Genomic DNA, 26,063 nt, shown 5'->3' with positions numbered 1-26,063 from the left:
TATTTAGTACTTGATATCTTTTCGTTACCCGCTTGGAGGGTGCTGCGAAACAAGATTCAGGAAAAGATTCAGGGTTCAAATTACAGGGTAATCTAGGACTAACACGAGATACGGCTACGGCATAAAGCATAGGCCGATCCGTACAAGGAGGAATTACTATGTTACATTGGGCATTAATTTTCTTAGTTGTTGCTATTGTTGCTGCGATTTTCGGATTCGGCGGCATAGTCAGCGCCGCTGCGGGTATCGCCAAAATATTGTTTTTTATCTTCTTGATTTTGTTTATCATATCTCTCTTTACCGGACGTCGTTCAAGAGTCTGAGCCCACGAATGAATCTAAAAAAGAAACGCTATACGATACCTACGCTTCCCTGCGCTTGCGCGAAATTTGGGAGGCATTTTTTTTCACTAACGAAGGCTAATCCATTCTTGATTGCTATATAAAAAGAAGCTGCACCGTCAAATCTGATCAATGCCGGCATATACATTATGGAACGAAGAGCATTATTGGAACGAAGATTGATGAATCGTACATTGGAGGTGCTACGTCTATGAACAACCGTCTAGCCCAGATCGCGTACGTCAGTACTTATATTCCTAAAAAATGCGGACTTGCTACTTACACGCATCACCTGCGCGAAGCGATCATTTTGTCCAAAGGAAATCGTGCACCTGACCCTGTTATTACGATGTGTAATAACGATGAACAGCTTGACTACATGGAGCCGTGGATGCTTCCACTTATCAAGCAGGAGCAAGATGATTATAAGAGAATTGCTGAGATCATTAACCAAAGCACGGTAGATGTCGTTTCGCTTCAGCATGAATTTGGAATTTTCGGTGGTGGTGCCGGTTCCCATATCGTAGACTTCTTGCGTTACGTGAAGAAACCTGTTGTTACGACCTTTCATACGGTGTTCGAGCAGCCCGTTGCTCCTTATGCAGAGGTTCAGAGGGAGGTTGCGTATCTAAGCGACCATATCCTTGTAATGAACCGCAAAGGAATTGGATATTTGAACAATAATTTCGGTATACCTCTTGAGAAAATAACCTTTATACCCCACGGGGCTCCCGTACCTAACCGTACTGACCGTGCTTCTACTCGCAAAAGCGCGGGTTGGGAAAATCGCAAGGTGTTATTCACCTTCGGATTACTTGGACGAAGCAAGGGGATTGAACTGATTCTCCGTGCCCTTGCCTCAGCAGTTCAAGCCGTCCCTGAATTGCTCTACGTAATTGCCGGTCAGACTCACCCTGAAGTACGAAAGTATGAAGGTGAAGCTTATCGTGAAGAACTGGCGGGGTTAATTAAGGAGCTTGGTCTCGAGCACCATGTGCAATGGATTAATCGATATGTACCGGAGGATGAATTGGTATCACTCATCTCCGCATGCGATCTATACGTCACTCCTTACCCGGGAATGAGTCAAATTACGAGTGGTACTTTGGCATATGCAGCTGGCCTTGGTCGTCCGATCCTCTCCACGCCATATGTTTATGCCAAGGATCTTGTACAAGGCTATGACGAAATGCTCCTTCCCTTCGGGGATGTTGATTCGTGGAGCTCAAAAATGATTGAATTATTTACCTTTCCCGGCATGTTGGTTAAATGGGAGCGTGTAATGGCGGAAATCGGGCGAAGCATGCAATGGCCGCAGGTGGGAGCAACGCATTTACGATTGTTCGAGCAGATGATTATGGAGCAAAGAGGAAAAATCGCCTATGTCGGCTAATTCGAATAGTCAACCTCTCCGCCCGGAGGTATCGGCGCCATCCTTTATCCACCTGTGTCGTCTAACCGATGATACTGGCCTTCTTGAGCACGCTCTTGGTCGAATTCCTCGTCGCCGAGAAGGGTATACCACAGACGACAACGCTCGAGCGCTATGGACGACAACCGAATGGCTTTCCTTCGAGGACGACTCCATTTCGTCTGAGGATCGGAGTGAGCTCATCCGATTGACTGATATTTACCTGGCTTTTATGCTCTGGACGCAAAATGAAGATGGCTGGTGGTTTAATAACTTCGCCTATAACCGAACGCTCGAGCCGGAGGAACTCTCGCACGACTGCCAGGGCCGTTCGATTTGGGCTTGCGCGGATGCATGGATTCGGCTTGAAGGCGCTCATCGGGAAACCGCACGAATAATCGTCGAACGCGCGATTCCCACCATTATCCGAATTGACTCTCATCGAGGCCAGGCTTTTGCAATGGCGACTTGCGCCCACCTGCTAGAAGCCTCGCGAGACGGAATTATAGTTCTGAGTGAACATATGCGTCATGAATTGAATCATCATTTGACCCGCTTGGAAAACATACTTAACGGTGCGTTCCAGCATTTCTCCGATGACAATTGGCGATGGTTCGAGCCTGCAATGACCTATAGCAATGGCGTGCTCCCGTGGGCTATGCTTCGTACCTATCGATTCACTGAACGTTCAGAGACATTGAACACCGGAATCGAAAGCCTTTCCTTTCTTTTAGAATTAATGACCACGGATGAAGGCTGGTTACGTCCCATAGGTAACGAAAGCTGGGGAAGCTCTGAGTCCGTCAGTCGTTGGGACCAGCAGCCGCTGGAAATGTTTAAGCTGGCATTGGCATTGGAGGAAGCTGCTCTTGCGATGGAATTATCAGAGCAGAGTAACCATGCAGCACATTTAGTCGGAAGCTCCAAGGGAGCACGCTCCAATGTCATCCGCTCAGATGAAGGTTACTCTGTCATGCAGACCAAGCTTGGTCAATCTTCTCTATGTTCAGGAACCCAATTCCCGTACAGAGCAATCCGCGACCTGTGCAAAGCATGGTATTACGGCGATAACGATCTTCAGGTTCCAGTCGTTGATACCGAGGATGGCAGCTGCTGCGACGGCCTTACGAAACACGGACCGAATATCAACTGCGGTGCAGAAGCAACGATATCCTTCTTGATGACCGAAGCGCTGTGCCGAAGAGGGTAGACGAATTCTAGTGGAGAACAACGCCACAGATAATGGGTGGCGTTAGAGGCGGGAAGACAGCTAGTTTAGGTGGAATAAGACGCTCGGAGCGTGTTAGAGGCGGGAAACAAGAAAAACTGCGTCCCATGGGATGGCAGTTTTTCTTGTTTCCCATCTCTACTCTCCCGCAGATTCTTCGGAGTCGTACTTATGGTACTCGATTTAACTCTCTAGTTACACTTTCTGAAACTATACGTTTATCTCGTTATATTTCCTAAGAAGGGTGTGTCGATTGGGACGAATGTGGTGCGCTTCCTTTAGGCTTCTTGCTAATAGCTCGTCGCTTACATTCAATGCCCGCGGCGTGTTAGGACCTCCAACTTTCCTAAGTAACTCCTTAATCGTAACCTCTTCAGGAATTCGCGAAATCTCGTTGAGAAGAGCATCGCGGTACTCCCGAGGGAACAGCTCCGGAGAATCTTTGGCCAACCTGTGATAAAGTCTTGTTATTTCTGCACAGGCTACTCCAACCTTGGCCCCGTGCAAAATCTGCTTTCGTCCGGTACGCATAAATTCCATTTCCCAGTAATGTGACAAATGATGCTCTGCCCCTGAGGCAGGATGCGATTGTCCAAATTGCAGCATGGCAAATCCGGATTCGATCAAAGCACGCGTTAATATTTCAATTCCCATCGGGCTTCGTTTCGCGATTTCATCACAGTTGTCCACACATTGCTGCAAGGCATCCCTAGTACGATCAGCCACTTCTGCGGAATAAGGCTCGCCGCCTGAGAGGCTGCCGAACTTCCAGTCGAACAATGACGTATATTTGCCCAACATATCACCGAAACCAGCCGCGATCATGCTGTCAGGTGCTTTCGTCAATATATCCAAATCTGCGAAGATAGCGGATGGCCCAATCGCTTGGATCGTCTTCTTTTCTCCTCGGATAATTAATGGAGCGCCAATGGAATTGAACCCGTCCACCGACGGTGCGGTTGGAACTGATATAAATGGAATGCCCACAGAATATGCCGCAAATCGGGAAATATCATGCAGCGTGCCCGAACCCGCTGCGAGCACGACTTCAGCGGAATTCTGCCGAAGGTCCAGCAGCAGTTGAACAATCGATGCCTCGTCGGCAATGACGTCGCCTTGATTATCCGGTTTAATAATAGTCACACAAACGTTACTGCCAATCGACTCGATTGACTGCCTGAGCGATTGTCCGATGACTTCAAACGTGTGGCTATCGGCTGCAAGCGAAACTCTTTGGTAACCTTTCTCGGCCAAATATGGTGCTACTTGTTGTGAAGCTCCGGGTTCGATCAGAACCGGTTCGATAATTGACATTTTGTTTCCCCCTTGATTGCTAAGCAAGTCTACTAAGATCCGATAGCGATTCCCATATGAAATCTGGCTGATCGACTGCAGCTTCCGCTTGTTCCCTGTTCGTCGAACCACTAAGGACAAGTGCTGTTCGGATGCCAGACCGCTTACCAAGCGCAATATCCGAAGCCAAGCTGTCTCCGATCACAAGGCAGCGTTCAGGTGGCAGGCGTAATGTTTCTAACGCCGCGTCGGACATGTACTGCGAAGGCTTGCCAATAACGACGGACACGTCTGCTCCTGTCGCGTGTACAATCGCGCCGATCATACCCGCAACGTCTATGGAATCGCCATCATCTCCCGGGAACGTTTTGTCCTCATTCGTAGCAATTATCTTCGCACCATGACGAACAGCTCGATAAGCTCTGTTTAATTCCTTATACGTCAAATTCTCACATAGAGTAATAACGAGCCAGTCCGCTTCTTCTGGCCGAGCAGCAATTTCAACGCCAATTGAAGTCATTTCTTCATGGAGACCATCATCCCCAAGCAGCCAGGCTTTGCAATGAGGATCAAATCGCCGTAAGTACTTTGCGGTTACGGTGGACGTGAGAATGATCTCTTCTTCTACTGCAACGATGCCCAATGCTTTCAGCTTCTCGCAGCACATTTTTCGCGAATAGTTTCCCCGATTGCTCAGAAACACTATTTTTTTATCTAGCACTCTTATATATTCAATCGTTTCCCGAACACCATCTATAACTTGTCCGCCGCGATATACCGTTCCGTCTAAATCTATGATGAAGCCGTCTATCGTATCCAATAACATTGTGGTCCTCCAGTCAGTCATTCCCTATCTAAAGTATCCTATCGTTTATTGTCGTTTGTCAACAAATGCTTCGGGAGGGATCGCGATAGTCTAAGACAGCATTCGAAGAATAACAGAAAAACAGAGCAGGCCCGTGCATGAAAGCAAGGGCCTGCTCGATTTTTGTGAAACCTCGTTCCGCTATTCCTACCGTGGGCTCGGATTTCGCCGGGCTCGGCTTAACTTGTTAATTAGCTTATTTTCGTCGCAATTTGCTCAGTGCATCACTGATATCGTCCGGGAGCGGAGCTGTCACTTGCTGCTTCTCGCCTGTCCAAGGATGACTCCAGATTAACCGTTCACCATGCAGAGCTTGTCTGGAGATGACTCCGCGTTTCCCTCCATATAAACCATCTCCAGCTAATGGATGATTAATCGACGATAGATGCACCCGAATCTGATGTGTTCGTCCCGTCTCTAGACGAAGCCTAACGAGAGTATGATCCTTCAAACGTTCAGTTACCTCGAAGTGGGTCACCGCAGGATCTCCCGTATCACTCACTCGGCGACGCGTGGAATGATGGCGATCTTGGCCGATTGGCTTGTCAATCTTCCCTTTATTCCCCTCCAAGTAACCTTCAGCCAAGGCGATGTAGATCCGTTCGATTGTTTTCTCTCGCATCGCTTTATCGTATTGATAGTGGGCAAACTCATTTTTGGCGTATAATACCGGCCCTGTTGTATCTTTATCTATTCGATGAATATGCCGGATTCTTACATCCTGACCAGACATCTCATAGTATGCGGCTACTCCATGAGCAAGGGTTCGACGTTGCCCCTTCTCGCTTGGATGAACCTCTATTCCCGCTGGTTTATTCACGATTAACGTAAATTCATCTTCATATAGAATATTAAGCTCCATCCAATCAGATGGGAAATCTCTATTCTCTCGCGGGAATAAATGCAACCTGAGGATAGGACCCTGCAGCGATAAACCCTTGGTCTGCATCAACTTAGTAATCAGCTTAGGCGGTAACGGTAAATATCTGCTGACGATCGACATCGGCGCACCTATAAGAGTATCTGGCAACCGGATTTCCATCCATTCACCTTTCACTCGTCCCATGCTAAGAAGGGGATTATTCCCACCTGCTTCAAGTTTTCGTCCTCCAACGTTTGATGCAGGGCGATTACCACTCCGCTTATTTCGGGTTTTTCGCTCTAGCTGATGCCCACCCTCACTCGTCCGTTTTGATGGACCTTCATGAGCCCTTCTTCCATCCCTTTCGTTACTTCCCGCCTGCTTCGGTCCACGCTGCGCTCTATTGCCGCTAGCTTGCTTCGGGCCGCTTTGCCGCCGATCTCGTCCACTTCCACTCATGTAGATAAACCCTCCGATTCCGATCCCATCCTTGCCAGAGGCAAGGCTTTGCCGACCAATATACGGGAACGCCCAAGCAAAGTCAACTCTTCAGAGCATTTCATACAATCGACGGCATCCTCACCCTCAATTTCCGCCACTTTTTTCTCTCGACTCTTATAGGAACTTATGACGTTATAACACGAATAAACTCGGGTTCCCCCGCTTTCGATTAAACTAGTCAAATTATATCAAAATAACACCGTTGCCACATTTTTACTTTAGAAGTAACGTTGATATTAGGGGATTGTCCCCTTACCACTTCCCGGGAGGTTTAATCGAAAATGGACTTAAACGAAGAAGTAGTTTCACTTGAAGGATTGGAAGCGGATTCAGAAGCAGAAGTGGTCATTGTAGCTGAGGAAGCTGAAGCCATTGTAAGCCAGGATGAGGACGACGCTGCTGAGGAAGCAGTTGAAGAAGTTTCGGCCGAGGCCGAAGCTGAAGCTGCAGAGATAGAGGCTGCTGCAGAGGCAGAAGCCGAAGCTGTGGATGTTGCTGAGGCAGAAGCCGAAGCTGTGGATGCTGAAATTGAAGCTGCAGCAGATGCGGCTGAGGAAGCAGAGGCAACAGCAGAGGCTGAAGCGGACGAGCCGGCTTTAGCTGAAGTAGCGGCACATGAGACCGAATCGTCCGACTCAGATTCGGAAACAGTTGCTGACTAATTATTATACTTAAATCTTTTACCAAAAGGGGCTTTCCATTTAGGTCATACCGACCTCTCAGGAGAGCCCCTTGCCTATTCTCAAGCACGACTGCGGAAGAAGCTGCGGAGTGCCCATTTGCGTTCGTGCCTCTTCATATAACGCGGTAAGGAGCTATACATCTGCAGACATTCGCGATAAGCCTGAGATGCTTCTTCCGGTTTGTCCAAGCCGGCATATAACGTGCCTAAGCGATAATAAGCCTCACAGGAGGAAGAGTTAACCTCCTTGAACTGCTGCAAGTAAGAAATCGCTTTGACCGGATCCGGCTTGGAGAAGGATTCAGCAAGCCGTAAATACGGCTGCCCGTATTTAACTCGCGGACTGATGGATAACGCTTGTTTCATTTCTTGTTCTCCATCCTCTAGATTCCCCAGCGCCAGATTACAAGTTCCTAAGTCGCTCCAATACTCGGCAGAGTGATCCATCTGGGACTGAATACCGAGCAGAATCTCACGAGCTTGGACGAAACTCTTGCTCTCAATAAGGAGTCGGGCAAGCTCGGATTTGGCTGATACATCATGAGGACTTAGGTGCAGCTGTCGTTTCCACTTGGTTATTGAATTGCGGCGACGGAAGGGCCGTACTATGCTAGGCGACAAGCCTACGAATCGGCGTTCTAGCAAGTATAAGATAACGAGCAGGACAATAATCGCTACGAATGGGCTTCCGAATAACCACGTTAATCCGATGAATAACAATATTTTACTCATATGATACCAAGCCTCCATTTCCCACTCTTTATACCTATTCCTTTTTCGCTAATTAAGGATTAAATTCCTTCAAACCAAAGTCGTTAACGCAAGGCAAGCAATATTCAGAATGGCCTTCACCTGTCATTCATGAATTCCGCGGTTTGGCTCGGCGTGTCGCCTCTGCTTCGAGCGGATTGTCCGGCCAGTAATGCTTCGGGTAACGGCCTTTCAAATCCTTGCGAACCTCAAAGTAGGTGTTACTCCAGAAGTTGGCCAGATCGCGAGTCACTTGAACGGGACGCTGCGCCGGAGAGAGAAGATGTAACGTAAGCGTCACACGACCGCCAGCGATACGAGGCGATTCCGGCAATCCGAACAGCTCTTGCAATCGAACGGCTAATGAAGGCGCATTAATGTCACTGTAATCAATCGGAATACGTGAGCCGCTGGGAACTGTCCAGTGAGTCGGGGCACTAATATCCAGCTCGCGACGTTGCTCCCAGGTTAATTTCGATTCCAATATTTCCCTCAAGTTCAATCGCTGTAGATCAGACCGCCCTCTCATCCCTTCTACATAGCCAGTCAGCCACACCTCCAAGGAATCGAGCAATGCTTCATCGGATATATCGGGCCATGACTCGTCGTAATGACGAACAAATACAGCCCGTTCCTGTAATTGACGCGCCGCACGTGTCCAGGGAAGGAGCTCCAAGCCTTCAGTGCGAATACCCTCCAATAGAACGCCAAGAACACTATCGGCTGGGGGACGGTTTAAAGGTGATTCCTCCAACAACAAGGCACCCAGCTTCTTACGCACTCGACCGCGCACGAAATGCGACTCTCTATCCCAATAAATCAAGTTGTCCACCGCTATTTCTTCTTGTAGATGAACGGTTATACTCTCAAGGGTAACAGGTGCAGCTAAACGAATTCGACTATCGGCTCCGGTATCGTCCACATCCGCAGCGACAAGCCACTGCTCGCGGGAGAGGGGCTGATCTTTTGCTAACTCAGCTCCTCTTCCCCCGCTCAGAAGAAATTTACCATTTTCCCTCTGAAGACCTATTCGATCTGGATAGGCAAAAGCTAATAACAAGCCGCAATCCCCTAAATCCATATTCTCTTGAGCCGCAGGGATGCCAAGCTCTCGCTTCAATCGAGCAGCTTCTTCCAGCAATCTGCGGCGTGCTCCTTCATCAACGGAATAAGATCCCCCGCCGCGGAGAGCTTCTATTCGAACTCGCATATCGGCAGATGGAGCACTTCGCCCGTGACGCAAAATATCTCTCTCGCCCAACAGAACCGCAAGCTCGCACCCTAAGCCGCCGAGTCCAATAGCCATTGCTCGAAGAAGCATGTGGGCGATACGCGGATGTTTTCCAAGCTCGGACATCCGCTTCCCATAAGCGGTTACGAAATTACCGCTTTTGTCTAAAGCTCCTAACTGAATGAGCAAGTCACTCGCTTGCTGCAAAGCCGGCAATGGCGGGACATCCAGCCATTCGAGCCCTGCAGGATCCCGTACTCCCCATAGGGATAGTTCAAGCAACAAGGGGGCCAAATCCGCTTCCAGAATTTCCGGAGTACTGCGAGCAGCCAAGCCCCGTTGCTCCTCCAGGCTCCATAACCGGTAACAGGTTCCCGGCATGAGTCGTCCTGCTCGTCCGCGGCGCTGGTCGGCAGACGCAACGGACACCGATACAGTCTCTAACCGGGACATCCCCGTACGGGGGGAAAACCTTGATACACGCATTAACCCGCTGTCGATAACAACGGTTATTCCTTCAACGGTTAAGCTAGTTTCCGCAACGGAAGTGGCGAGCACTACTTTCCGTTGACCGGAAGGCAGTAAGGATAACGCTTGGTCTTGCGCTTCTGCGGACAAGCTCCCATGAAGGGGACATAGACGGATCGAGGAATCTCCCAACTTCTCTCTCAGCTTAGTTTCGACTGCACGAATTTCACCTATCCCAGGCAAGAAAACAAGCAGATCACCCTCATGGCTGCGAAGCGCATCCTGAGTAGCCTGCACGACGGCATCCTCTATATACATGCTTGATGCTCTTGGCCGATATATCGTTTCAACAGGAAAGCTGCGGCCTTCGCTCCTCACAATAGGAGCCCCGCCGAGTATATCTGCAACGGGCATCGCATCTAAAGTCGCGCTCATAACCAACAATCGCAAATCGTCCCGCAATATGGCTTGTGTCTGAATACAAAGTGCCAAACCCAAGTCTGCCTGCAGGCTCCGCTCATGAAATTCGTCAAAGATAACAAGACCGACCCCTTCTAAAGCGGGATCGGCCTGCAGCATTCTCGTAAGTACACCCTCGGTGACTACCTCGATTCTCGTGCGGGGACCTGCCTTCGTATCCAGTTTCACCCGATAACCGACTGTCTCTCCAACAGACTCGCCTAGCGTATTCGCCATATATTTGGCCGAGCTTCGGGCAGCGAGTCTCCGAGGTTCGAGCATGATGATCTTCTGTTTCGCAAGCCAAGGCTCATCCAATAACGCAAGGGGCACGCGAGTTGTCTTCCCTGCACCGGGAGCAGCAATAAGCACTGCATTCAGACTCTTGCTCATCGTATGCTTTAGATCAGACAACACCGATTCAATAGGCAGTACAACCATAAAGTTAAAGCGACTCCTTCCATCCAACAAACCAGCACTCTTTGTTGAACAGCTTACCACTTTCTATGATGATAAGAAACGGATCACTCCCTGCCGGAGCTTAACGACTCACCCGAAATTGCGCGATTCTTCCCTGCAGCATTTCCGCTTCCTTACTCAGCAGCACCGCGGATGCAATGATTTCTTCCATCGCTGCGAACTGCTCCTCCGTGCTATCCGTTACGCCGCGCGCTCCAGAAGCTGTTTGCTCCGTTACTTGACGGATACTCTCTATCGCTGCCGCTGCCGAATGTGAATTTCTAGCCATTTCTGCAGATCGCATGGTCATCTCCTTTACCTGATGAGCCACGCCATCCACTGCTCCTTCAATTCTAGCGAAAGCACCATCTGCCTGGTTAACGATTTCAATACCAACCGACACTTCCCGGTATCCCGAATCTGCAGATGCAGCTACCTCCGCCATCTCTCTCTGAATGCTGTCCGTGATCGAGCCTACTTCCTCTGCCGCTATAGCGGTTTGCCCCGATAACTTACGGACTTCCTCTGCAACCACAGCAAAGCCTTTTCCCTGAATACCTGCACGCGAGGCTTCAATCGCTGCATTAAGCGCGAGCATATTGGTCTGCCTTGCTATCGTTGAAATCACATTTGTAGCTTGGGTAATTTGTTCCGTTCTCTTCGTCAGTCGCTGAACGGCGGAAGCTAGTCCGTCCATCTGCCCGCGAATCGTTTCCATTTGTCTCTTGGCCTGTCCAATGGAATGCTTGCCGGCATTAGCGGCTTCTAGTGCCAATAGAGAACGCTCACTCACAATTCCGGTAGCTTGTTCGATTTCCGAGGTAGAAAGAGACATATTTCCCATTTCCGTTACCCCTTGTTGGACATTTAGCAGCTGCTTTTCCGAGCCTGCAGCAATTTGCCCAATGACTTCCGTAATTCCCTCGGACAATCCCCCAAGCCTTTCACTATGTTTACGCAAGCCTTCGGCGGTATCGGCAACCTGACCGGCATTAGAGCCCGCCTGCCTGATAAGCCCTTGAAGATTACCTTTCATTCCGTTAAAGGCTTCCGCAAGCTTGCCGAGCTCATCGCGATTGCGCACAATGATGTCTTCTCCAGTCAAATTGCCGGAAGCGATTTCCCCTGCCGCGACAACTAATCTCTTCATCGGCGCAACCATCATACGAGACAGCAGCCACCCGATTACGATGGCCAACAGAAGAGAGAGTACGCTTACTCCTATTAAGATCAGGACTGTGACATCTACCCGACTCTGATTATCAGACTCGGCCGCGCTCATGAAAGCCCGCTCGTTTTCCTGAATCGCCGACGCAGACTTGCTTAAGGAATCTGTTGTCGGCACCGCCCACATAAGAGCTTCCGTGCGAGCTAGTTCCGGCTTACCTTGAGCAACATAATCCGTTACTTTGGCAACCAATCTTGCGAAGGTTTGGTTATATTCGATTAAGCTTTGCGCCTTCGCACTCCTATCATCATCAGACGTATCGGCCGACAATACCTTGATCGCAGCCTCAAGTTTCCCATTAGCCGTTCCTAGTTCCTGTACCAATGCTTCACTTGGTTCTACCAGATACCGGAAGAGTAATCCTTTCTGGCTCTCCGTCATGTTCTGAATAATCGCTACCTGCGTAAGAACATTCGAATGACGGTTCATTAAATCACTTGAGGATTGATGAATCCGCTGTACGAAAAAGTAGGACAACAAGCTTGTCAAAGCGACGATTAACGATATTGCCACAAAAGCACCAATCAGCTTCCTGCTCATGATGCTTACCCCCTCTGCCGAATAGAAAAGACTGCCGTCGTATTCCTTCTCCCTATGAGAGAACAATTCCGACCGGCAGTCGATTTCCTTCTTATTTCTTCGCTAGATATTTACGGATATCAATGGCAACTGCCGCGACGATAATCAGACCTTTGATGATAAGCTGATAGTTAGGACTGATCCCGATAAAAGTCAAGCCGTAGTTGATTACGCCGAAAATCATTACGCCTGCCATAACGCCAGGTACGGTTCCAATACCTCCCGTCGTCGATACACCGCCGACAACGCACGCCGCTATAGCATCAAGCTCATACATGTTGCCGTAGCCGTTGGATGCGCCGCCTGATTTAGCTGCTTCCAGCACACCTGCAAGCCCATATAAAGCTCCTGCAATACTATAGATCCAGAGCAGGTTGCGGCTAACATTAATACCAGATACATGCGCAGCTTGAACGTTGCCGCCAATCGCATACATGTTCTTGCCAAGGCGCGTTTTATTGAAAATAACCCAACAAATAATGGCAACTGCAATCGCAATGATGACGAGATAGGGCAGGCTGAACGATCCAATCTCGATTGTCCCCGAGCCCCACTTCGTAAATTCCGGGCGGAGTCCGCCGATAGGTTGGGAATTATTCGGCTCCATGTCGAAATAAAGTGAGTTAACCCCAAGCACGATAACCATTGTACCTAGCGTTGTGATGAATGGCGGCACGTGCAGCTTCGAGATGATCAGACCATTAACCAAACCAACGAGAAGTCCCGCAAGAACAGCCAGCGCCACAGGGATAATAACCGGCAATTCACTAATACCCGGGAAAAACTTCTGCGGATAATTCGAAACTTGCACCATGGAGGCCGAGATTACCGCAGATAACCCGACGACACGTCCGGCCGAGAGATCAACGCCCCCGGTTATTAATACGAAAGCAGCACCTAAAGCGATAATGGCTTTCGTTGAATTCTGATGCAGAATATTCGTCAAGGTGCTTAAGGACAAGAAGGATGGATCAGTCAAAGTAATGCCGATAATGAGAACGGCAAGTACGATATAGATCGCTTTGTCAGTCAGAATAGTATTCATTTTTTTTACGTTAACGTTCATATCGTTTCCCCCGATCAGGCCGTATGTTGGGCGGCTAGCCGCATAATTTCTTCTTCCGTGGCGGTTTTACCATTTACGATTCCAGTCAAGCTGCCCTCGCTCATGACCATGATGCGATCGGACATCCCGAGCAGCTCCGGCATTTCGGAAGATATCATAATAATGCTTTTGCCTTGCGCAGCCAAGTCTGCAATGATGGTATAAATCTCGAACTTTGCCCCGACGTCAATTCCCCGTGTTGGTTCGTCAAGCAGCAAGATGTCAGGCTCCGTCAGCAGCCATCTGGCTAATAGCACCTTCTGCTGATTGCCCCCGGATAAATTTCGAATCTGTGTCTTCATCGACGGCGTTTTGACGCTTAAACGGCTAATATTGCGATCTGTGTCCTCGCGTCGTTTGGTGTCGTCTATTAAGAAATAAGGCTTCTCATAGCGCTTCTGATTGGCAATTACCGTATTCTCAAGCACCGACAATACAGGAAAAATGCCGGTGACGCGACGTTCTTCGGTTAATAAAGCCATTTTGTTCCGGATAGCATCCACTGGTCTGCGAATCTTGATTGGTTTCCCCCGCAAAGTAAGTTGACCCGTGGCTACCGATCGAATACCGAATAAAGCTTCGATTAATTCAGTCCTTTGAGAGCCTACCAAGCCGCCGACACCCAGAATCTCACCTTTACGAAGCTCAAAGGATACGTTTCTAAATGATTTCGGAAACGGAGAAGTGAAGCCTTCCACTTGCAGGAGCACATCTCCGGGAACATTCGAGCGTTCCGGAAATCGTTGAGTCAGATCACGCCCAACCATCCTCGAAATAATGAGATCTGTCGTCATTTCCTTTGATTCCCAAGTCCCTATTTTTTTTCCGTCACGCATGATCGTTACTTCGTCGGAAATCCGCAATATTTCTTCCATTTTGTGCGAGATATAGATAATCGCAACGCCTCGGCGTTTCAAATCTTCGATAATACGAAACAGGTGCTCGACTTCGTTGCCCGTTAGGGAGGAGGTAGGTTCGTCCATGACGATAACTTTGGCGTTGTAAGAAACCGCCTTGGCAATTTCAATGGATTGGATTTTGGATACCGATAGGCTCCCGATGATTGTATCCGGTTTAATATCCATCTCTAGATCCTTAAAAAGCCTTTCCGTGTCTTGGTACATTTTCTTGCCATCTACGAACAGAAAAGGCTTGATTCCACGAAGAGGAAACCGTCCAAGCCAGATATTCTCCATCACGCTGCGATAAGGTACCGGATGCAGCTCCTGATGAATCATGGATATGCCGCAGTTCAACGCCGCCCTCGAGTCAGGAAGATGAAGCTTCTCGCCGTTCATGCGAATTTCGCCCGCTTCAGGGGAATAGATGCCGAAGAGGCATTTCATCAACGTTGACTTGCCCGCGCCGTTCTCGCCCATGAGTGCATGCACAGTACCGGCACGAACATTCAGAGTGACATTATCCAGCGCTTGTACACCGGGAAATGACTTCGAGATGCCCTCTAGCTCTAACAAATAGTTCGATGTTGTCATTACACACGCCCCCTGATGATGATTAAGGAAAGGAATAGAAAAGACGGGGTTAGCGACGCAAGCCTTAATCGCCCCCCCGCCCAATTCCGTTTACTTGGCGTCGTCCATATTGTCTTTGGTTATTTTCTTGTATGGTACCCATACATATTTGCCGTCTGTGATATCGTAACCTGAATTTTCTTTGGTAGGCGTTTCGCCTTTACCCAGTACTGCTGCCAGGTTCAATGTTGCAGCACCTTGGTTCTTGGCATCATTCAGTACGGTTCCAAGCAATGTTCCGTCGGACAGCGCTTGCAAAGCAGGTGCTGTTGCGTCTACACCGACGACCGGCAAGAATTTGTTGTCTTTGAAATATCCTGCGGCCTTCAGAGCTTCGATGGCGCCAAGAGCCATGTCATCATTGTTAGTGATTACTGCTTCGATTTTGTCACCATGCGCGGAGAGGAATGTTGCCATTTTGTCTTGCGCTTTTACGCGATCCCACATTGCGGTGTCTTCAGCCAGCTTTTCGACTTTAATGCCAGCATCCTCGATCGCTTGAACAGAGAACTTCGTACGAAGCTCAGCATCCTGATGTCCTGGCTCGCCTTTAAGCATGATGTATTGAAGAACGCCATCTTTGTTTTTGTCCATCTCCGGATGCGCTTTCCAATAGTCAACGATAATCTCGCCTTCCATGGAGCCTGATTGCTCAGCTTTAGCGCCTACATAATATACTTGATCCCATTTCTTCATATCGTCGGCAAGCGGCTCGCGGTTGAAGAATACGACAGGGATTTTTGCTTTCTGAGCTTTGTCGATAATTACGCCCGCTGCCGTACGATCTACGGGATTAATCGCCATGGCATTATATTTCTTGGAAACGAACAGATCAACCTTGTCGTTCTGGGTCGGCTGAGAATTCTGGCTGTCGACGATATCAACCTTCGCTTTGCCAGTTGCTGCAGCTTCAATTGCGTTACGTACGCCCGTCATGAATGTGTCGTCAAATTTGTAGATGGCTACACCGATTGTATTATCTGTACCGCCAGCCGCACCTTCATTACCACTGTTTTTAGAATTACCGCAGCCAGCAGCTACAGACGCTAGCAGTGCCCCCATTACAAGAACCGGAATCAATTTCTTTCTCATGCTTGGACCTCCTCAAATCTAAATGTTAGTTTGTTACAAGATTGATTATGTCTCATTCCGGAATAGAATCGAATTCAATATTCTCCTCACTTCTAGCAAAATTCTAATGTGCTCTCTTACTTACTGGACAAACGGAAACAGCATCTTCTGGTTGTCCAACCAGAACATATTCTCCGAATCTATGACTTTCGTGCCTGTATCTATCCTCTTCTCGACACTTTCTCGGTTCATCGCCGCTACAGCTGTTTTCACACCCAAATACCCCATACTGAAAGGATTCTGGATAACCGTCGCTTGAATAACTCCCTCCTGCAGCCATTCCAACTCCTCAGGCGTATTGTCAAAGGCGACAAGCTTAACATTGCCATCCTGTTTCAGCTTCCGCAGCTGCTCAGCCGCACCAATGGAAGCCACTGCGTTAAGCGCTAATATGCCATCGATCCGGCTATGTTTAGTGAGCATTTCCTTCGTCATTTGTCCGCAAAGAAAGGAATTTGAACTGCAATACGCTGACTCTACGACCTTCATATCCGGCGTGCTCGCCCATTCATCCCGGATCCCTTTCTCCCGTTGCTCCGCGTTTCTTGAACCTCGAACATAATTAAGAATGATGAATCTTCCCTTAGAATCTGTCAGTTCCTTCATCCTAAGAGCAGCTTGACGACCCGCTTCATAGTTATCGATGCCGATAAAGCTTCGAACCTCAAGAGCATCCACTTCCGACTCTATCGTAATGACAGGGACACCCATTCGATTCGCTTTCGTTACCGAGGCAGCTAATTCCTTATAATTGTTCGCCGCTAAGATCAGCCCATTCGAACCATAAGCAAGATACTTGTTTACGAGCTCGATTTGGCTTTGCACTTCTGTCTCATCCTTTGTCCCATCAAATATGAGTTTGACGTTAAACTCTTTGGCTGCCGCCTCGGCCCCCATCTTGACGGTTTTCCAGAATTCCCCTTCCTTACTTTTCACAATCAGTACGATCTCCTTCTGCTTTTCCGGCGATGTATGGATTTCTTCATTCCGTCCGCAGGAAATGGGGGATAGCAGCATGGCAACAACGAGTATGAAAACAATGGAATGTCTCATTTTGTTTCCCCTCCTTCCGGCAAGCAAGGCAGCCAGACGCTTACCAGGGTGCCTTCTTCCCGCTCACTCTCAATACGCAAACCGTATTCCTCGCCGTAATTCAATCGAATTCTTTCATGGACATTTCGCAGACCAATCCCGCTGCCTTCTTCTAAATTTCGTATTGGACCCGTAAGCAAACCACATAGCCTATCTTCCGATATGCCTAGACCATCGTCCTTCACTTGAAGACACAGCTTGCCGTCTATTATGCGAGCGGAGATCGTAATGAAGCCTTCATCCGCACTGGGTTCAATCCCATGATAGATCGCATTCTCAACAAGCGGCTGCAAAACCAGCTTAAGCGTTAGACACTTGAGGGCTTCATCGTCTGCGATGACGTCGTATTCGAATTTGTTTTTGTAGCGCATTTTCTGAATAACCAAATAATTGCGGACATGCTCCAGCTCATCCGCTACCGTAATGATATGTTCTCCCTTAGATATGCTGATCCGGAAAAATCTCGACAAGGAGGTAATCATCGTAATGACGTCCTCATTTTTCCCTGTACCCGCCAGCCTGACGACGGAATTCAAAGTGTTATAGAGGAAATGGGGATGGATTTGCGAATGAAGCACCTCAAGCTCGCTCTTACGTTTGGCTTCCTGCTCGTGAATGTTCTGGTTCATCAGCTCACGAATTCGATTAACCATCAGATTAAACCGGCGGGACAACCGGCCGACTTCATCATCGCGACGAATCGGGATATAGATATCGAAATTCCCCCTCTCAACCTGCTGCATTGAACTTTCCAGCCTTTTGATCGGTTGAGATATTTTCGCGGACATGTACAAGGTAATCAGAAGAACGAATGCCATAACAAAAAACAGAAGCCACAACAGAAAAGCGCTGATCTCCTTTCGCGTCGTAACAATCTCGTCCATAAAAGACACCCCGACGATTTTCCACCCTACGTTATTAACGGTTTGAATCGTGATGAGCCTATCCACACCCGTAGAATCGTCGAAATAGCTTCCAAACGTATATTTAAGCGCTTGTTCCACGTTCTCGTATTTTAGTCCTGCATATATGAGCTGCTGCTGAGGGTGATAGATGATGTTCCCGGCGGAATCATCGATGATATAGGCGTAGCCCTTCTGTCCCAGCTTAACGCTGCGCGATAAGTCGTCAATCATCTTAAAGTTTGCATCCACCAGCAGAACAGCGTTGATCACTTCTCCGTTCGCTGTCTTCAGCTTAATCCCCTTGCTTAGGGATACGACCCATTTGTACTTTTCCTTGAACAGATTTTGGACATGTGGTACGGAAAAGCTGAGATGGTTCGGATTCTCGACGGCCGAGCGGAACCAGTTCTGGGAGGTTAGATGCGTATTGGATCTCATCACCGTTGAAGGAAGGGACATCATCCTTTGACCGGTTTCAGTGAAAAGTCCGATGGTTACAAGATCCTCCCGGGTATGAAAGATCGTATTCAGGCGTTCATTAAGAGTCTCAATCGGAAGCTCTCCGCCGGATTGGATTTGGCTCTCCACGGAGGAAAAGACGTTCGTCAAGCTTCGAATGTAATATTCGAGATTGGTCGCAACCTGATAAATGACCTGCTGGTTTCCCCGCGAGGTATTATTCTCCGCGGTACGATTGAATTTGTTATAAAGGACGAGACTTACAAAGAAAACAACGAGTATCGTCATTATTGTGAAGGAAGCAGCAATGAGAAATTGGATGCTCTTAATCCGGTAGAACCGGAATCTATAGCCGCTCACAGCGCTTCTCCTCTCGTTCGATTACGATAATCCTTAGGTGAGACACCCACTTGCTTCTTGAAGCTGAAGCTGAAGTAATTCGGGTCGGCGTAACCGGCCTTCTCCGCGATTTCGAAGGTTTTCAAATCGGTTGTGAGCAGCATCTCCTTAGCGGCTTCCATCCGGATGTGCAGCAGGTAGTTCACATAGGTCATCTTTGTTTCTCGTTTGAAAATACTGCTGAAATAACCCGCGCTTATATGGAGATGGGAGCAAACTCGGGTAATGGATATTTCACTATCCACGAAATTCGCTTTCGTGAAAGCCTTCGCCTGCTCCACGAGGGAGTGATAGCCGGTTTGCCGTTCGATGGCGATTCGGCTCATCATAGCGGTACAGGTCGTCACAACCCATGCTTTCGCTTCCTTCAGACTGTTGAATTGAGTGATCTCCTTAACCCAATTGGTTTCGTTGCCAAGACGCTCATCCTTCTCCCGATTCGGCTCCTGCAATGCCTTAAGCATCGTGGTTACAATTTGCAGCAAGAAAATTTGCGCATCTCGAAATGAGCACGATGATTCGGCGCTAATAAGCGGTTCGAACAAGCTCTCAGCGATCGTCTCCATTTCCGCGGGTGTGCCTACCTTTAGGCAACGCAGGAATGCCTGCTCCTGAAGCTCGTCGAAACGGATGGGAGCGGCCGATTTACTTTCCACGTCTTCAATGGCGATCACACGATTATTGCCGAGCAGGATTCGGTAGTCCAGCGCCGCTAATGCATCCGCATAGGAATATCTTACATCCGAGAGCTTCAGGGCTAATGTCCCCGTACCGATTGTGACAGTTCGCTTGATGTATTTCTCCACGTTTTGACGTATTTCTTCAAGCAGATTAAATGTATTTTTACAACCATCCTCGCGGTCTTCTTCCTTGCTTATCTCTAGTAGAACGACATTATCATCATGCTGAAAAACATAACCGATCGCCCCCTGCTGCCTGGAGACAATTTCTTCGGCAATATTACGGACGGCGAAATGATGCAATTCGAAATCAAAGCGGCTTTTATTGGCATCTGCAACCTCTTGCTCGCGTACCGGGTTGTCCAGCTGAATGATGGAAACTGTATAGCGATTGCCTTCCAGCGGCATATCGTACAGCTCCGTTTTCTCTCGGATCTCTAATCCCGTTAGGCTGCGGGTCATCAAAGATCCAAGAAACAGCTCTCTAAGTACAGGTAAGCTGCGTCGATAATGCTCTTGGAGAGAATAGACATTCTCTCGCTCGGACATCTCCGTATCCAGCCTGTTTTTTACTTTGCCCAGCGCAGACAGCAAATCCCCCGCTGAAAAAGGCTTCAGCACAAACTCTTCTATATTTAAATGGATAGCTTTACGGGCGTATTCGAACTCGTCGAAGCCGGTTAATATAATAATCTTGATTCCCGGGTAACTTTGGCGAAGCCGCTCGGACAACTGCAAGCCGTCCATGAAGGGCATACGGATATCGGTCACGACGACATCTGGAGCCGATCTCTCTACCATCTCTAATGCCTCTCGCCCGTTCTCCGCTACGTCAGACACTTGGAATCCGTTTGCTTCCCAATCAATTTCGCTAAGAACGCCTTCGCGTACGTCCGCTTCATCATCGACTAGAATTAATTTGTACATGAGCCATTTCCCTCTTCCATGGGTAAGTATGCGTTTACATTTGGTGATAGTGTATCACAGGTGAAGTTGCTGAAATAGTGGGGGAAACGATTTGCATGCAGCGACGCGCGGCGGCATTAGAGCGATAGACTGAACCATACAGAGACGCAGCGGCAGTCTTAGACTTGTAAAGTAAAGTCTTAGACTGCCGCTGCAATGATTAAACTATCGTCTCCGTTTGTTGAACAACATTTAGTCAAAATCAATATCAGATAAATCAATTTCCTCGAATAGCTCTTTTTCTACATAGTAATTGGGATTGTTTACGATCACATCCCTCACTTGACGTTCAACGATTGATATTTCTTCTGCAGTAACGTCGTATTTGGCAAACAACATCTTAATGGACTCGAAAAAATACATTATAAATGCTTGTCTCTCATCATCGTTTCTGACTATTTCTTCATACGGGAGCCATAATCCCCAAGTGAGGATTTTATTACGGGTATCCCGGCTAGGGCCTTTTACTTCGACTATTTTTGTCTGAGAATTAGTCGATACCATAAGCGACATTTTGTACCCCCTAAGCTTTTCAAAGATATTGTGGGGTAGCATTATTTTGTCATTGAGTATCTCACTGATGTAACCCAGCACCTTATAAGAAATCGAAAAATAACAACCTGGTTCAGAATAAAGCTCGCTTATTGAGAGGGTCATTGATTCACTTCTACCTTCCTTAATCTTTCTTGATTACTACATATTCTTCCCAAGATAACGATTACCTTTTTTCAAATTAATTGAAGAAATCTGCCCGTTACTTCAATAGAAAAGAGGAGCTGCCATATAGCAAACTCCTCCAGTATCGTGTCCCGTTAGCTCAATAGAGAGCTTTATTTATATTTTTTTATATACACACATTTATAATACAAATACTTATTGTTACCTCTCGGCACTTTTACAGCAATTGTCTTTTTGGAGTTAATGGATTTCATTGAATAAAATTCTGTTCCAGGCGGTGCTGCACACTCAGGAACATTGCATCCAATTTGAACGTTTTCACCAATTAATTTATCAATTTGTTCCAAAGCAACTTCTTCGTTCGTGAATCCATAAACGATATCATTAAATGCCACGGTATATGTGAAAAATTTTTCTTCCTTGGAATTTTTCTCTGAGCAAGAAAGTAATAATACGCTAATCCCGAATGATATGACCAATAAAAGGATTAACCTCGACCTCATAGGGCTAACCTCCTTCTCTTCCTCTCTATATAACGTCAGTCTAACTAAAATGTTGCAACTCAACTATCCTGCCGTTAGCGTAATGAAGGGCTAAGCCCTTTCGGCATTGAACTATCGTGTGCCGTTAGCTCAACCCAGATTATTTAATTTCTACTGTCTCATTGGGGCTAAATTCATTTTTGGTATCAACAATAAAAGTACCCATAATTTCTTGGAAAGCTAATAGATTGCACAACCTTATTTCCTTTAACAAAGACAATAAGGTTGAAGTTGTCAAAGAATTCAATTGAATCCGCTTTTGACCAAGTAAAACCTAACTGTTTATTAATTATTTCTCTTGAAGTGTAAGGGTTAACTATATACACCTTTTAAAAGCAAAATTAATTGCCATAGACTCACACTTATTGCATCCACACAGTACACCAAGGCTTATTACTGTTATCACAATAAGGATTTTCATCTGCCCATTTAGCTTAACCATTTAAAGCCCTGATGCTTTCGAAACCATCCCGATTCAAATAAAAATATATTAAATTGTCTCTTACTTCCAGTGCTCTTTCAAATCCTATTTTCGTCATTAATTTAATGGATTTTTCATTCCCAGATTCCACAGTTGCATCAATCATAGTTAATCCCATTTTGGTTCTGTTAAAACCTCACTCATCAACCCCTTGCCCCAGTAAGGTTTGGATAAATCAAACCCGACCTCTGCGATAAAATCATTATTTGTTCTTCTTAAACAGTGGAATCCACATGTACCGCTGAAATCATCATTCATTTTGTCATACAGCCCCCATCGGTAGCCCGAATCCTCTATATGAAATCTAATAATTTCTTCTGCATCCTTTATATCCATACATGGTTCAATATCCATAAACCTTGTAATATCCTCATCTGAGAAATGTTTGAACACTTCTTCGGTGTCTTGTAGAGTCAGAATCCTCAGATTCAGTCTTTCGGTTTCTAATGAAGGAAACTCAATTTTTTGATTGTTCGACACAGTCCCATACCTTTCATTTTAAAGGAAATTTATCATTCGTCTTGATTTATTTGAATAATATCTCAAAATCGTTACGTAAATCACTTATCTTTATTTCGCCATATTCATCTCCTATCTCTTCTAATGAATAGGTTTTATTATTAAGCAAATAGTTTTTTAATTTTAGGAATGTACCCATTGGGAACTCATGGTCCCAATTTTCTTTATATCCCACAATTCCATGTTCTTTAATTAAAGAATCAACTTTCAAAATGATTAATTCCAATAAAGTATCATAGGGACACTCTGTATCGATGTCTGTTTTATTTTCATTCCCTTCCATGGCGTCATATTTGACTATGATATGTAAAATCCCATTTGATTTTAATGTAAAATTCCAAGTTGTAATACACGGTTCACTATTCCAATGACAACTCGTGACTGTTCTTAAGCCATCGTCTTTTGAAACGCAATTTGAATTTAGTAACAAAAGTGCGGAAAGTAAATCACCTAAACAGTCAGATACATAAGTGACATTAAATGATGACCTCTGAGAATTTATTTCAATAAATCCATCCACAACCCAACGGGCAACAAAGTTATATTCAAACTTCATAAATTAACACCACCGTTCTGTTTTTGTTAATTTTAACACAGTAGCCTATCTCAACTATCCTGCCCTTTCGATGTTCAACTATCGTATCCGTTTAAGAGGATTTTGTAGAATCAATATAGAACATGATATTTCTGTGCACGGAATGCAAGGCACCATCCTTCAACATCCCTTATAGTAAACTTTGAAAGGAGGATATAGATGGATTGGCTGAAACGCATGAATAACGCAATGGAATATGTCGAAACACACTTATCTGAAGAAATTGATTTCGATCAAGTAGCTAAAATCGCTTATTGCTCCACTTACCATTTTCAGCGGATGTTTTCGTTTATAACCAGTGTACCGCTTTCGGAGTACATTCGGCGCAGACGGTTAACCCTTGCCGCATTCGAACTGCAACAGAGTGATGTAAAGGTGATCGACACCGCCTTGAAGTATGGTTACGAATCACCCGAGGCATTTTCCAGAGCGTTCAAAAAAATGCATGGTGTAATGCCAATGTCTGCACGCGAAAAAGGCATTGCACTTAAGGCCTATCCTCGGTTATCCTTTCATATTTCGATTCGAGGAGATGTGGAGATGAACTACAAAATCGAGGAAAAACAAGGTTTTGAAATGTTTGGCGTTTCGACAGTAATCAATGCCGCTGGAGAAGATTCATTCGAGCAACCATTTGTTGAAATACCAGCATTTTGGACCAAGGTTGTTTCCGATGGAACCGCCGATCGAATTCGTGCTGCAGTGGGATTGGGGGGAAATGGCCAGATTCATGCGGTATTGTACAATCACCAAGGCGAGAAATTTTCCTACATGATCGGTTACTTCTTACCCCAAAGCGGCTTGCCGGGAGAGTTTGAAAAGCTTCAAATTCCTCCTCAGATGTACGCTATTTTCCCAACCGGCCTCTACCCTGACGGACAGAGCGGTATTCATGAATTGTGGAGACGCATTTGGGGAGAGTGGTTTCCAAGCTCTAATTACGAATTCGCAAACGGCCCCGAGTTTGAAATGACTTACGATCGTGGAAACAACATGTATGAAATGGAAGTTTGGATTCCTGTCGTTAAGAAGCCTGGTGCTTAGAACAGAGAGCAACACGAGTGCCTGTCACTATGTGTTGCTCTCTTCATATTTCACTCGTATATCCAAATAGAGCTAATCTGCCCGTTAGCTCAATAGCGCGAAGTCTCACTAACGGTGTTCTCCTATGCGTTACTAATAATTTACAGTAGAAGCTATCCTGTGATACTATAGATAAAATTTTCAATTGGAGGCGTCATGAACAATATACTAGCTGTTGTTTTGGATTTAGACGGAACGTTGTTGAATACCCGACGTGAGGTTTCCCAGCGAAACCTTCGTGCTGTATTGGACTGTCACAAAAACGGGATTCAAATCATTATTGCTACTGCAAGGCCTTCGCGGTCGGTACGAATGCTGCTTCCGGAAGCACTTCTGCAATTAGGCTGCATAATTTACTACAACGGCGCCCATACCGTGGACTCTTCATACCAATCGGAGGACCATGTGCTGATTGACCATGAAACTGTCTCTGATCTTTATGACGCCATTACCGCCCTAAGTGGTGAGCTTCTAGTTTGCTTTGAAGCGCAGGACGCCATATTCAGTGATCGTTCCTTGGCTTCGGAGCATTTTGATATTCTCGGCATGCCTTCAGATGCTCCGGTCCCTACGGTACTGTCCAGAGAAGAAATTAGCCGACTATGTCCTTCAAAGCTGCTGTTTCCCAATGTGCAAAATATTTACACAGAGCTGAAAAGCAGCTTCTCGCACCGGGTTAAGCTAATTCTAACAGATGGAAGCAGGCTGGTTCAGATTATGAATTCTTCCGTATCCAAAGCGGGTGCATTGGGACAAGTTTTGAGCCGAAGAGGACTTCATCCGGATCAGGTGATGGTTTTCGGGGATGATTACAATGACCTGGAGCTGTTTGATCTTTGCGGGTATCCGGTGGCAATGGGGAACGCTATTAATGAACTGAAGATTAAAGCCGCCCGAATAACGGCGACAAATGACGATGACGGAGTAGCGGTTGTACTTGAAGCGTTATTTCATATTTAGCGGAGCAAAGGGCTACTACGTGGCATCCCCTTCGTTATTCTATCGTTCCTCATTTTTCCAATATTATTGCATAAAAGGAGATAACCATGCCCAAACAACGTCAACTAATAGAACCTTCAGACTCCGAGCGGATGAGAGTATTTCAACAGCCAATCTCGATCTATTTACAAGGTGAACTTATAAACGAGAATGTACTTATTCAAACTCATGATGACGAATTTGTATCACTATCGGGATACGCTAAAGCAAATTGTAAATTTCTTAGTAAAAAATAATTCGATCTTATAATAGCGATCCCCCCTGATAAGAAAACAATAACAAAAGGTCAGTCTGCAAAAGTAAACTGACCTTTTGTTATTTAGCTATATGTACTCCGTTAGCTTAATGCTCTGGTTTACTTTGTGATACGGTTCCACACGCTGTCTGTAACGGCAAGTTTTAGGACCATCCCTTGTGGACAATGTCATTTAGTTTAGCTCAAAGACAAGAACAGGAATAAAAATGAAATCCGAAACGGCATGGGTAAAGTCCTGTGCCGTTTGTTTTTTTGGTGAAAGCAAAAAAAAGTGCACAGCAAAC

At 46.6% G+C, this 26,063-nt stretch carries 23 protein-coding genes; 6 read left to right on the top strand and 17 right to left on the bottom strand.

The window, feature by feature from the left end:
• Positions 1–158 precede the first annotated feature (158 nt).
• From ACESLK_RS25655 to ACESLK_RS25645, 3 genes are all read left to right on the top strand, one after another.
• Positions 159–323, top strand: a complete 165-nt coding sequence (locus tag ACESLK_RS25655) for a DUF1328 domain-containing protein (RefSeq protein ID WP_373232604.1) — start codon at positions 159–161, stop codon at positions 321–323.
• Between the two features lie 229 nt (positions 324–552).
• Entirely contained in the window at positions 553–1,734 is a 1,182-nt protein-coding gene (locus ACESLK_RS25650) for a glycosyltransferase family 4 protein (RefSeq protein WP_373232603.1), read from the top strand.
• Positions 1,724–2,962 carry a hypothetical protein gene (locus ACESLK_RS25645; RefSeq protein ID WP_373232601.1) on the top strand — a complete coding sequence of 413 codons (1,239 nt, stop codon included), beginning with the start codon at positions 1,724–1,726 and terminating at the stop codon, positions 2,960–2,962. The genes ACESLK_RS25650 and ACESLK_RS25645 overlap by 11 nt, the downstream gene beginning before the upstream one ends.
• A 228-nt stretch (positions 2,963–3,190) precedes the next feature.
• On the opposite strand, the gene ACESLK_RS25640 is transcribed toward ACESLK_RS25645, so the two are convergent.
• The 4 genes from ACESLK_RS25640 to ACESLK_RS25625 all read right to left on the bottom strand — a co-directional run bounded on the left by ACESLK_RS25640 (position 3,191) and on the right by ACESLK_RS25625 (position 6,455).
• The gene (locus tag ACESLK_RS25640) at positions 3,191–4,294 is read right to left on the bottom strand and encodes a sn-glycerol-1-phosphate dehydrogenase (protein WP_373232600.1); all 1,104 of its coding nucleotides are present in this window, start codon (positions 4,292–4,294) and stop codon (positions 3,191–3,193) included.
• A 19-nt stretch (positions 4,295–4,313) separates the two neighbouring features.
• Positions 4,314–5,099, bottom strand: a complete 786-nt coding sequence (locus ACESLK_RS25635) for an HAD-IIA family hydrolase (RefSeq protein ID WP_373232599.1) — start codon at positions 5,097–5,099, stop codon at positions 4,314–4,316.
• 235 nt (positions 5,100–5,334) lie between these two features.
• The gene (locus ACESLK_RS25630; RefSeq protein ID WP_373232597.1) at positions 5,335–6,204 is read right to left on the bottom strand and encodes an RluA family pseudouridine synthase; all 870 of its coding nucleotides are present in this window, start codon (positions 6,202–6,204) and stop codon (positions 5,335–5,337) included.
• Between the two features lie 95 nt (positions 6,205–6,299).
• A complete protein-coding gene (locus tag ACESLK_RS25625; RefSeq protein WP_373232596.1) occupies positions 6,300–6,455 on the bottom strand; it encodes a hypothetical protein in 156 nt (51 codons plus the stop codon).
• Positions 6,456–6,782: 327 nt separating this feature from the next.
• On the opposite strand from ACESLK_RS25625, the gene ACESLK_RS25620 reads away from it, so the two are divergent.
• Positions 6,783–7,163: a hypothetical protein gene (locus ACESLK_RS25620; RefSeq protein WP_373232594.1), complete on the top strand. Its 381-nt coding sequence runs from the start codon at positions 6,783–6,785 to the stop codon at positions 7,161–7,163.
• A gap of 80 nt (positions 7,164–7,243) precedes the next feature.
• On the opposite strand, the gene ACESLK_RS25615 is transcribed toward ACESLK_RS25620, so the two are convergent.
• The 13 genes from ACESLK_RS25615 to ACESLK_RS25555 form a co-directional block, all read right to left on the bottom strand.
• Complete coding sequence (locus ACESLK_RS25615; RefSeq protein ID WP_373232593.1) at positions 7,244–7,915, bottom strand: tetratricopeptide repeat protein; 672 nt, start codon at positions 7,913–7,915, stop codon at positions 7,244–7,246.
• 127 nt (positions 7,916–8,042) lie between these two features.
• Positions 8,043–10,532, bottom strand: a complete 2,490-nt coding sequence (gene hrpB / locus ACESLK_RS25610; RefSeq protein ID WP_373232592.1) for an ATP-dependent helicase HrpB — start codon at positions 10,530–10,532, stop codon at positions 8,043–8,045.
• 100 nt (positions 10,533–10,632) lie between these two features.
• On the bottom strand, positions 10,633–12,318 hold the full coding sequence (locus ACESLK_RS25605; RefSeq protein WP_373232590.1) for a methyl-accepting chemotaxis protein: 1,686 nt from the start codon (positions 12,316–12,318) through the stop codon (positions 10,633–10,635).
• Positions 12,319–12,409: 91 nt separating this feature from the next.
• Complete coding sequence (gene mglC / locus ACESLK_RS25600; protein ID WP_373232588.1) at positions 12,410–13,423, bottom strand: galactose/methyl galactoside ABC transporter permease MglC; 1,014 nt, start codon at positions 13,421–13,423, stop codon at positions 12,410–12,412.
• Between the two features lie 14 nt (positions 13,424–13,437).
• On the bottom strand, positions 13,438–14,955 hold the full coding sequence (locus tag ACESLK_RS25595) for a sugar ABC transporter ATP-binding protein (RefSeq protein ID WP_373232587.1): 1,518 nt from the start codon (positions 14,953–14,955) through the stop codon (positions 13,438–13,440).
• Between the two features lie 90 nt (positions 14,956–15,045).
• Complete coding sequence (locus ACESLK_RS25590) at positions 15,046–16,086, bottom strand: galactose ABC transporter substrate-binding protein (protein WP_373232585.1); 1,041 nt, start codon at positions 16,084–16,086, stop codon at positions 15,046–15,048.
• A 120-nt stretch (positions 16,087–16,206) separates the two neighbouring features.
• Positions 16,207–17,178 (bottom strand): substrate-binding domain-containing protein, encoded by a 972-nt coding sequence (locus tag ACESLK_RS25585; RefSeq protein ID WP_373232584.1) that lies wholly within the window; start codon positions 17,176–17,178, stop codon positions 16,207–16,209.
• The gene (locus tag ACESLK_RS25580; RefSeq protein ID WP_373232629.1) at positions 17,175–18,869 is read right to left on the bottom strand and encodes a sensor histidine kinase; all 1,695 of its coding nucleotides are present in this window, start codon (positions 18,867–18,869) and stop codon (positions 17,175–17,177) included. Before ACESLK_RS25580 ends, ACESLK_RS25585 begins: the two co-directional genes overlap by 4 nt.
• 68 nt (positions 18,870–18,937) lie before the next feature.
• Positions 18,938–20,587 carry a response regulator gene (locus tag ACESLK_RS25575; protein ID WP_373232582.1) on the bottom strand — a complete coding sequence of 550 codons (1,650 nt, stop codon included), beginning with the start codon at positions 20,585–20,587 and terminating at the stop codon, positions 18,938–18,940.
• A 231-nt stretch (positions 20,588–20,818) separates the two neighbouring features.
• Positions 20,819–21,139: a hypothetical protein gene (locus ACESLK_RS25570; protein ID WP_373232580.1), complete on the bottom strand. Its 321-nt coding sequence runs from the start codon at positions 21,137–21,139 to the stop codon at positions 20,819–20,821.
• A gap of 317 nt (positions 21,140–21,456) precedes the next feature.
• On the bottom strand, positions 21,457–21,807 hold the full coding sequence (locus ACESLK_RS25565) for a hypothetical protein (RefSeq protein WP_373232579.1): 351 nt from the start codon (positions 21,805–21,807) through the stop codon (positions 21,457–21,459).
• Between the two features lie 628 nt (positions 21,808–22,435).
• Positions 22,436–22,807, bottom strand: coding sequence for a GNAT family N-acetyltransferase (locus ACESLK_RS25560; RefSeq protein ID WP_373232577.1), 372 nt, complete (start codon positions 22,805–22,807; stop codon positions 22,436–22,438).
• Between the two features lie 46 nt (positions 22,808–22,853).
• Positions 22,854–23,402, bottom strand: coding sequence for a hypothetical protein (locus ACESLK_RS25555; RefSeq protein ID WP_373232576.1), 549 nt, complete (start codon positions 23,400–23,402; stop codon positions 22,854–22,856).
• Positions 23,403–23,600: 198 nt separating this feature from the next.
• Between ACESLK_RS25555 and ACESLK_RS25550 the strand changes: the two genes are divergently transcribed.
• Both ACESLK_RS25550 and ACESLK_RS25545 read left to right on the top strand, forming a co-directional pair.
• A complete protein-coding gene (locus ACESLK_RS25550; protein WP_373232575.1) occupies positions 23,601–24,485 on the top strand; it encodes an AraC family transcriptional regulator in 885 nt (294 codons plus the stop codon).
• A 195-nt stretch (positions 24,486–24,680) separates the two neighbouring features.
• Positions 24,681–25,484 (top strand): HAD family hydrolase, encoded by an 804-nt coding sequence (locus ACESLK_RS25545; protein ID WP_373232574.1) that lies wholly within the window; start codon positions 24,681–24,683, stop codon positions 25,482–25,484.
• Positions 25,485–26,063 lie beyond the last annotated feature (579 nt).

The organism is Cohnella sp., assembly GCF_041640265.1.
In the GTDB taxonomy this organism is placed as follows: Bacteria; Bacillota; Bacilli; order Paenibacillales; family Paenibacillaceae; genus Cohnella.
Note: the sequence above shows the minus strand (reverse complement) of the source record. Positions and strands in the feature narration are given on the sequence as shown.

Bases quoted from the DNA above. Each gene is read 5' to 3' on its own strand.
- ACESLK_RS25575 (WP_373232582.1), bottom strand. From the start codon at position 20,587: ATGTACAAATTAATTCTAGTCGATGATGAAGCGGACGTACGCGAAGGC.
- ACESLK_RS25590 (WP_373232585.1), bottom strand. From the start codon at position 16,086: ATGAGAAAGAAATTGATTCCGGTTCTTGTAATGGGGGCACTGCTAGCG.
- ACESLK_RS25555 (WP_373232576.1), bottom strand. From the start codon at position 23,402: ATGAAGTTTGAATATAACTTTGTTGCCCGTTGGGTTGTGGATGGATTT.
- ACESLK_RS25655 (WP_373232604.1), top strand. From the start codon at position 159: ATGTTACATTGGGCATTAATTTTCTTAGTTGTTGCTATTGTTGCTGCG.
- ACESLK_RS25585 (WP_373232584.1), bottom strand. From the start codon at position 17,178: ATGAGACATTCCATTGTTTTCATACTCGTTGTTGCCATGCTGCTATCC.
- mglC (WP_373232588.1), bottom strand. From the start codon at position 13,423: ATGAACGTTAACGTAAAAAAAATGAATACTATTCTGACTGACAAAGCG.
- ACESLK_RS25650 (WP_373232603.1), top strand. From the start codon at position 553: ATGAACAACCGTCTAGCCCAGATCGCGTACGTCAGTACTTATATTCCT.
- ACESLK_RS25605 (WP_373232590.1), bottom strand. From the start codon at position 12,318: ATGAGCAGGAAGCTGATTGGTGCTTTTGTGGCAATATCGTTAATCGTC.
- ACESLK_RS25570 (WP_373232580.1), bottom strand. From the start codon at position 21,139: ATGTCGCTTATGGTATCGACTAATTCTCAGACAAAAATAGTCGAAGTA.
- hrpB (WP_373232592.1), bottom strand. From the start codon at position 10,532: ATGGTTGTACTGCCTATTGAATCGGTGTTGTCTGATCTAAAGCATACG.
- ACESLK_RS25645 (WP_373232601.1), top strand. From the start codon at position 1,724: ATGTCGGCTAATTCGAATAGTCAACCTCTCCGCCCGGAGGTATCGGCG.
- ACESLK_RS25615 (WP_373232593.1), bottom strand. From the start codon at position 7,915: ATGAGTAAAATATTGTTATTCATCGGATTAACGTGGTTATTCGGAAGC.
- ACESLK_RS25595 (WP_373232587.1), bottom strand. From the start codon at position 14,955: ATGACAACATCGAACTATTTGTTAGAGCTAGAGGGCATCTCGAAGTCA.
- ACESLK_RS25545 (WP_373232574.1), top strand. From the start codon at position 24,681: ATGAACAATATACTAGCTGTTGTTTTGGATTTAGACGGAACGTTGTTG.
- ACESLK_RS25630 (WP_373232597.1), bottom strand. From the start codon at position 6,204: ATGGGACGAGTGAAAGGTGAATGGATGGAAATCCGGTTGCCAGATACT.
- ACESLK_RS25640 (WP_373232600.1), bottom strand. From the start codon at position 4,294: ATGTCAATTATCGAACCGGTTCTGATCGAACCCGGAGCTTCACAACAA.
- ACESLK_RS25565 (WP_373232579.1), bottom strand. From the start codon at position 21,807: ATGAGGTCGAGGTTAATCCTTTTATTGGTCATATCATTCGGGATTAGC.
- ACESLK_RS25580 (WP_373232629.1), bottom strand. From the start codon at position 18,869: ATGACGATACTCGTTGTTTTCTTTGTAAGTCTCGTCCTTTATAACAAA.
- ACESLK_RS25620 (WP_373232594.1), top strand. From the start codon at position 6,783: ATGGACTTAAACGAAGAAGTAGTTTCACTTGAAGGATTGGAAGCGGAT.
- ACESLK_RS25635 (WP_373232599.1), bottom strand. From the start codon at position 5,099: ATGTTATTGGATACGATAGACGGCTTCATCATAGATTTAGACGGAACG.
- ACESLK_RS25550 (WP_373232575.1), top strand. From the start codon at position 23,601: ATGGATTGGCTGAAACGCATGAATAACGCAATGGAATATGTCGAAACA.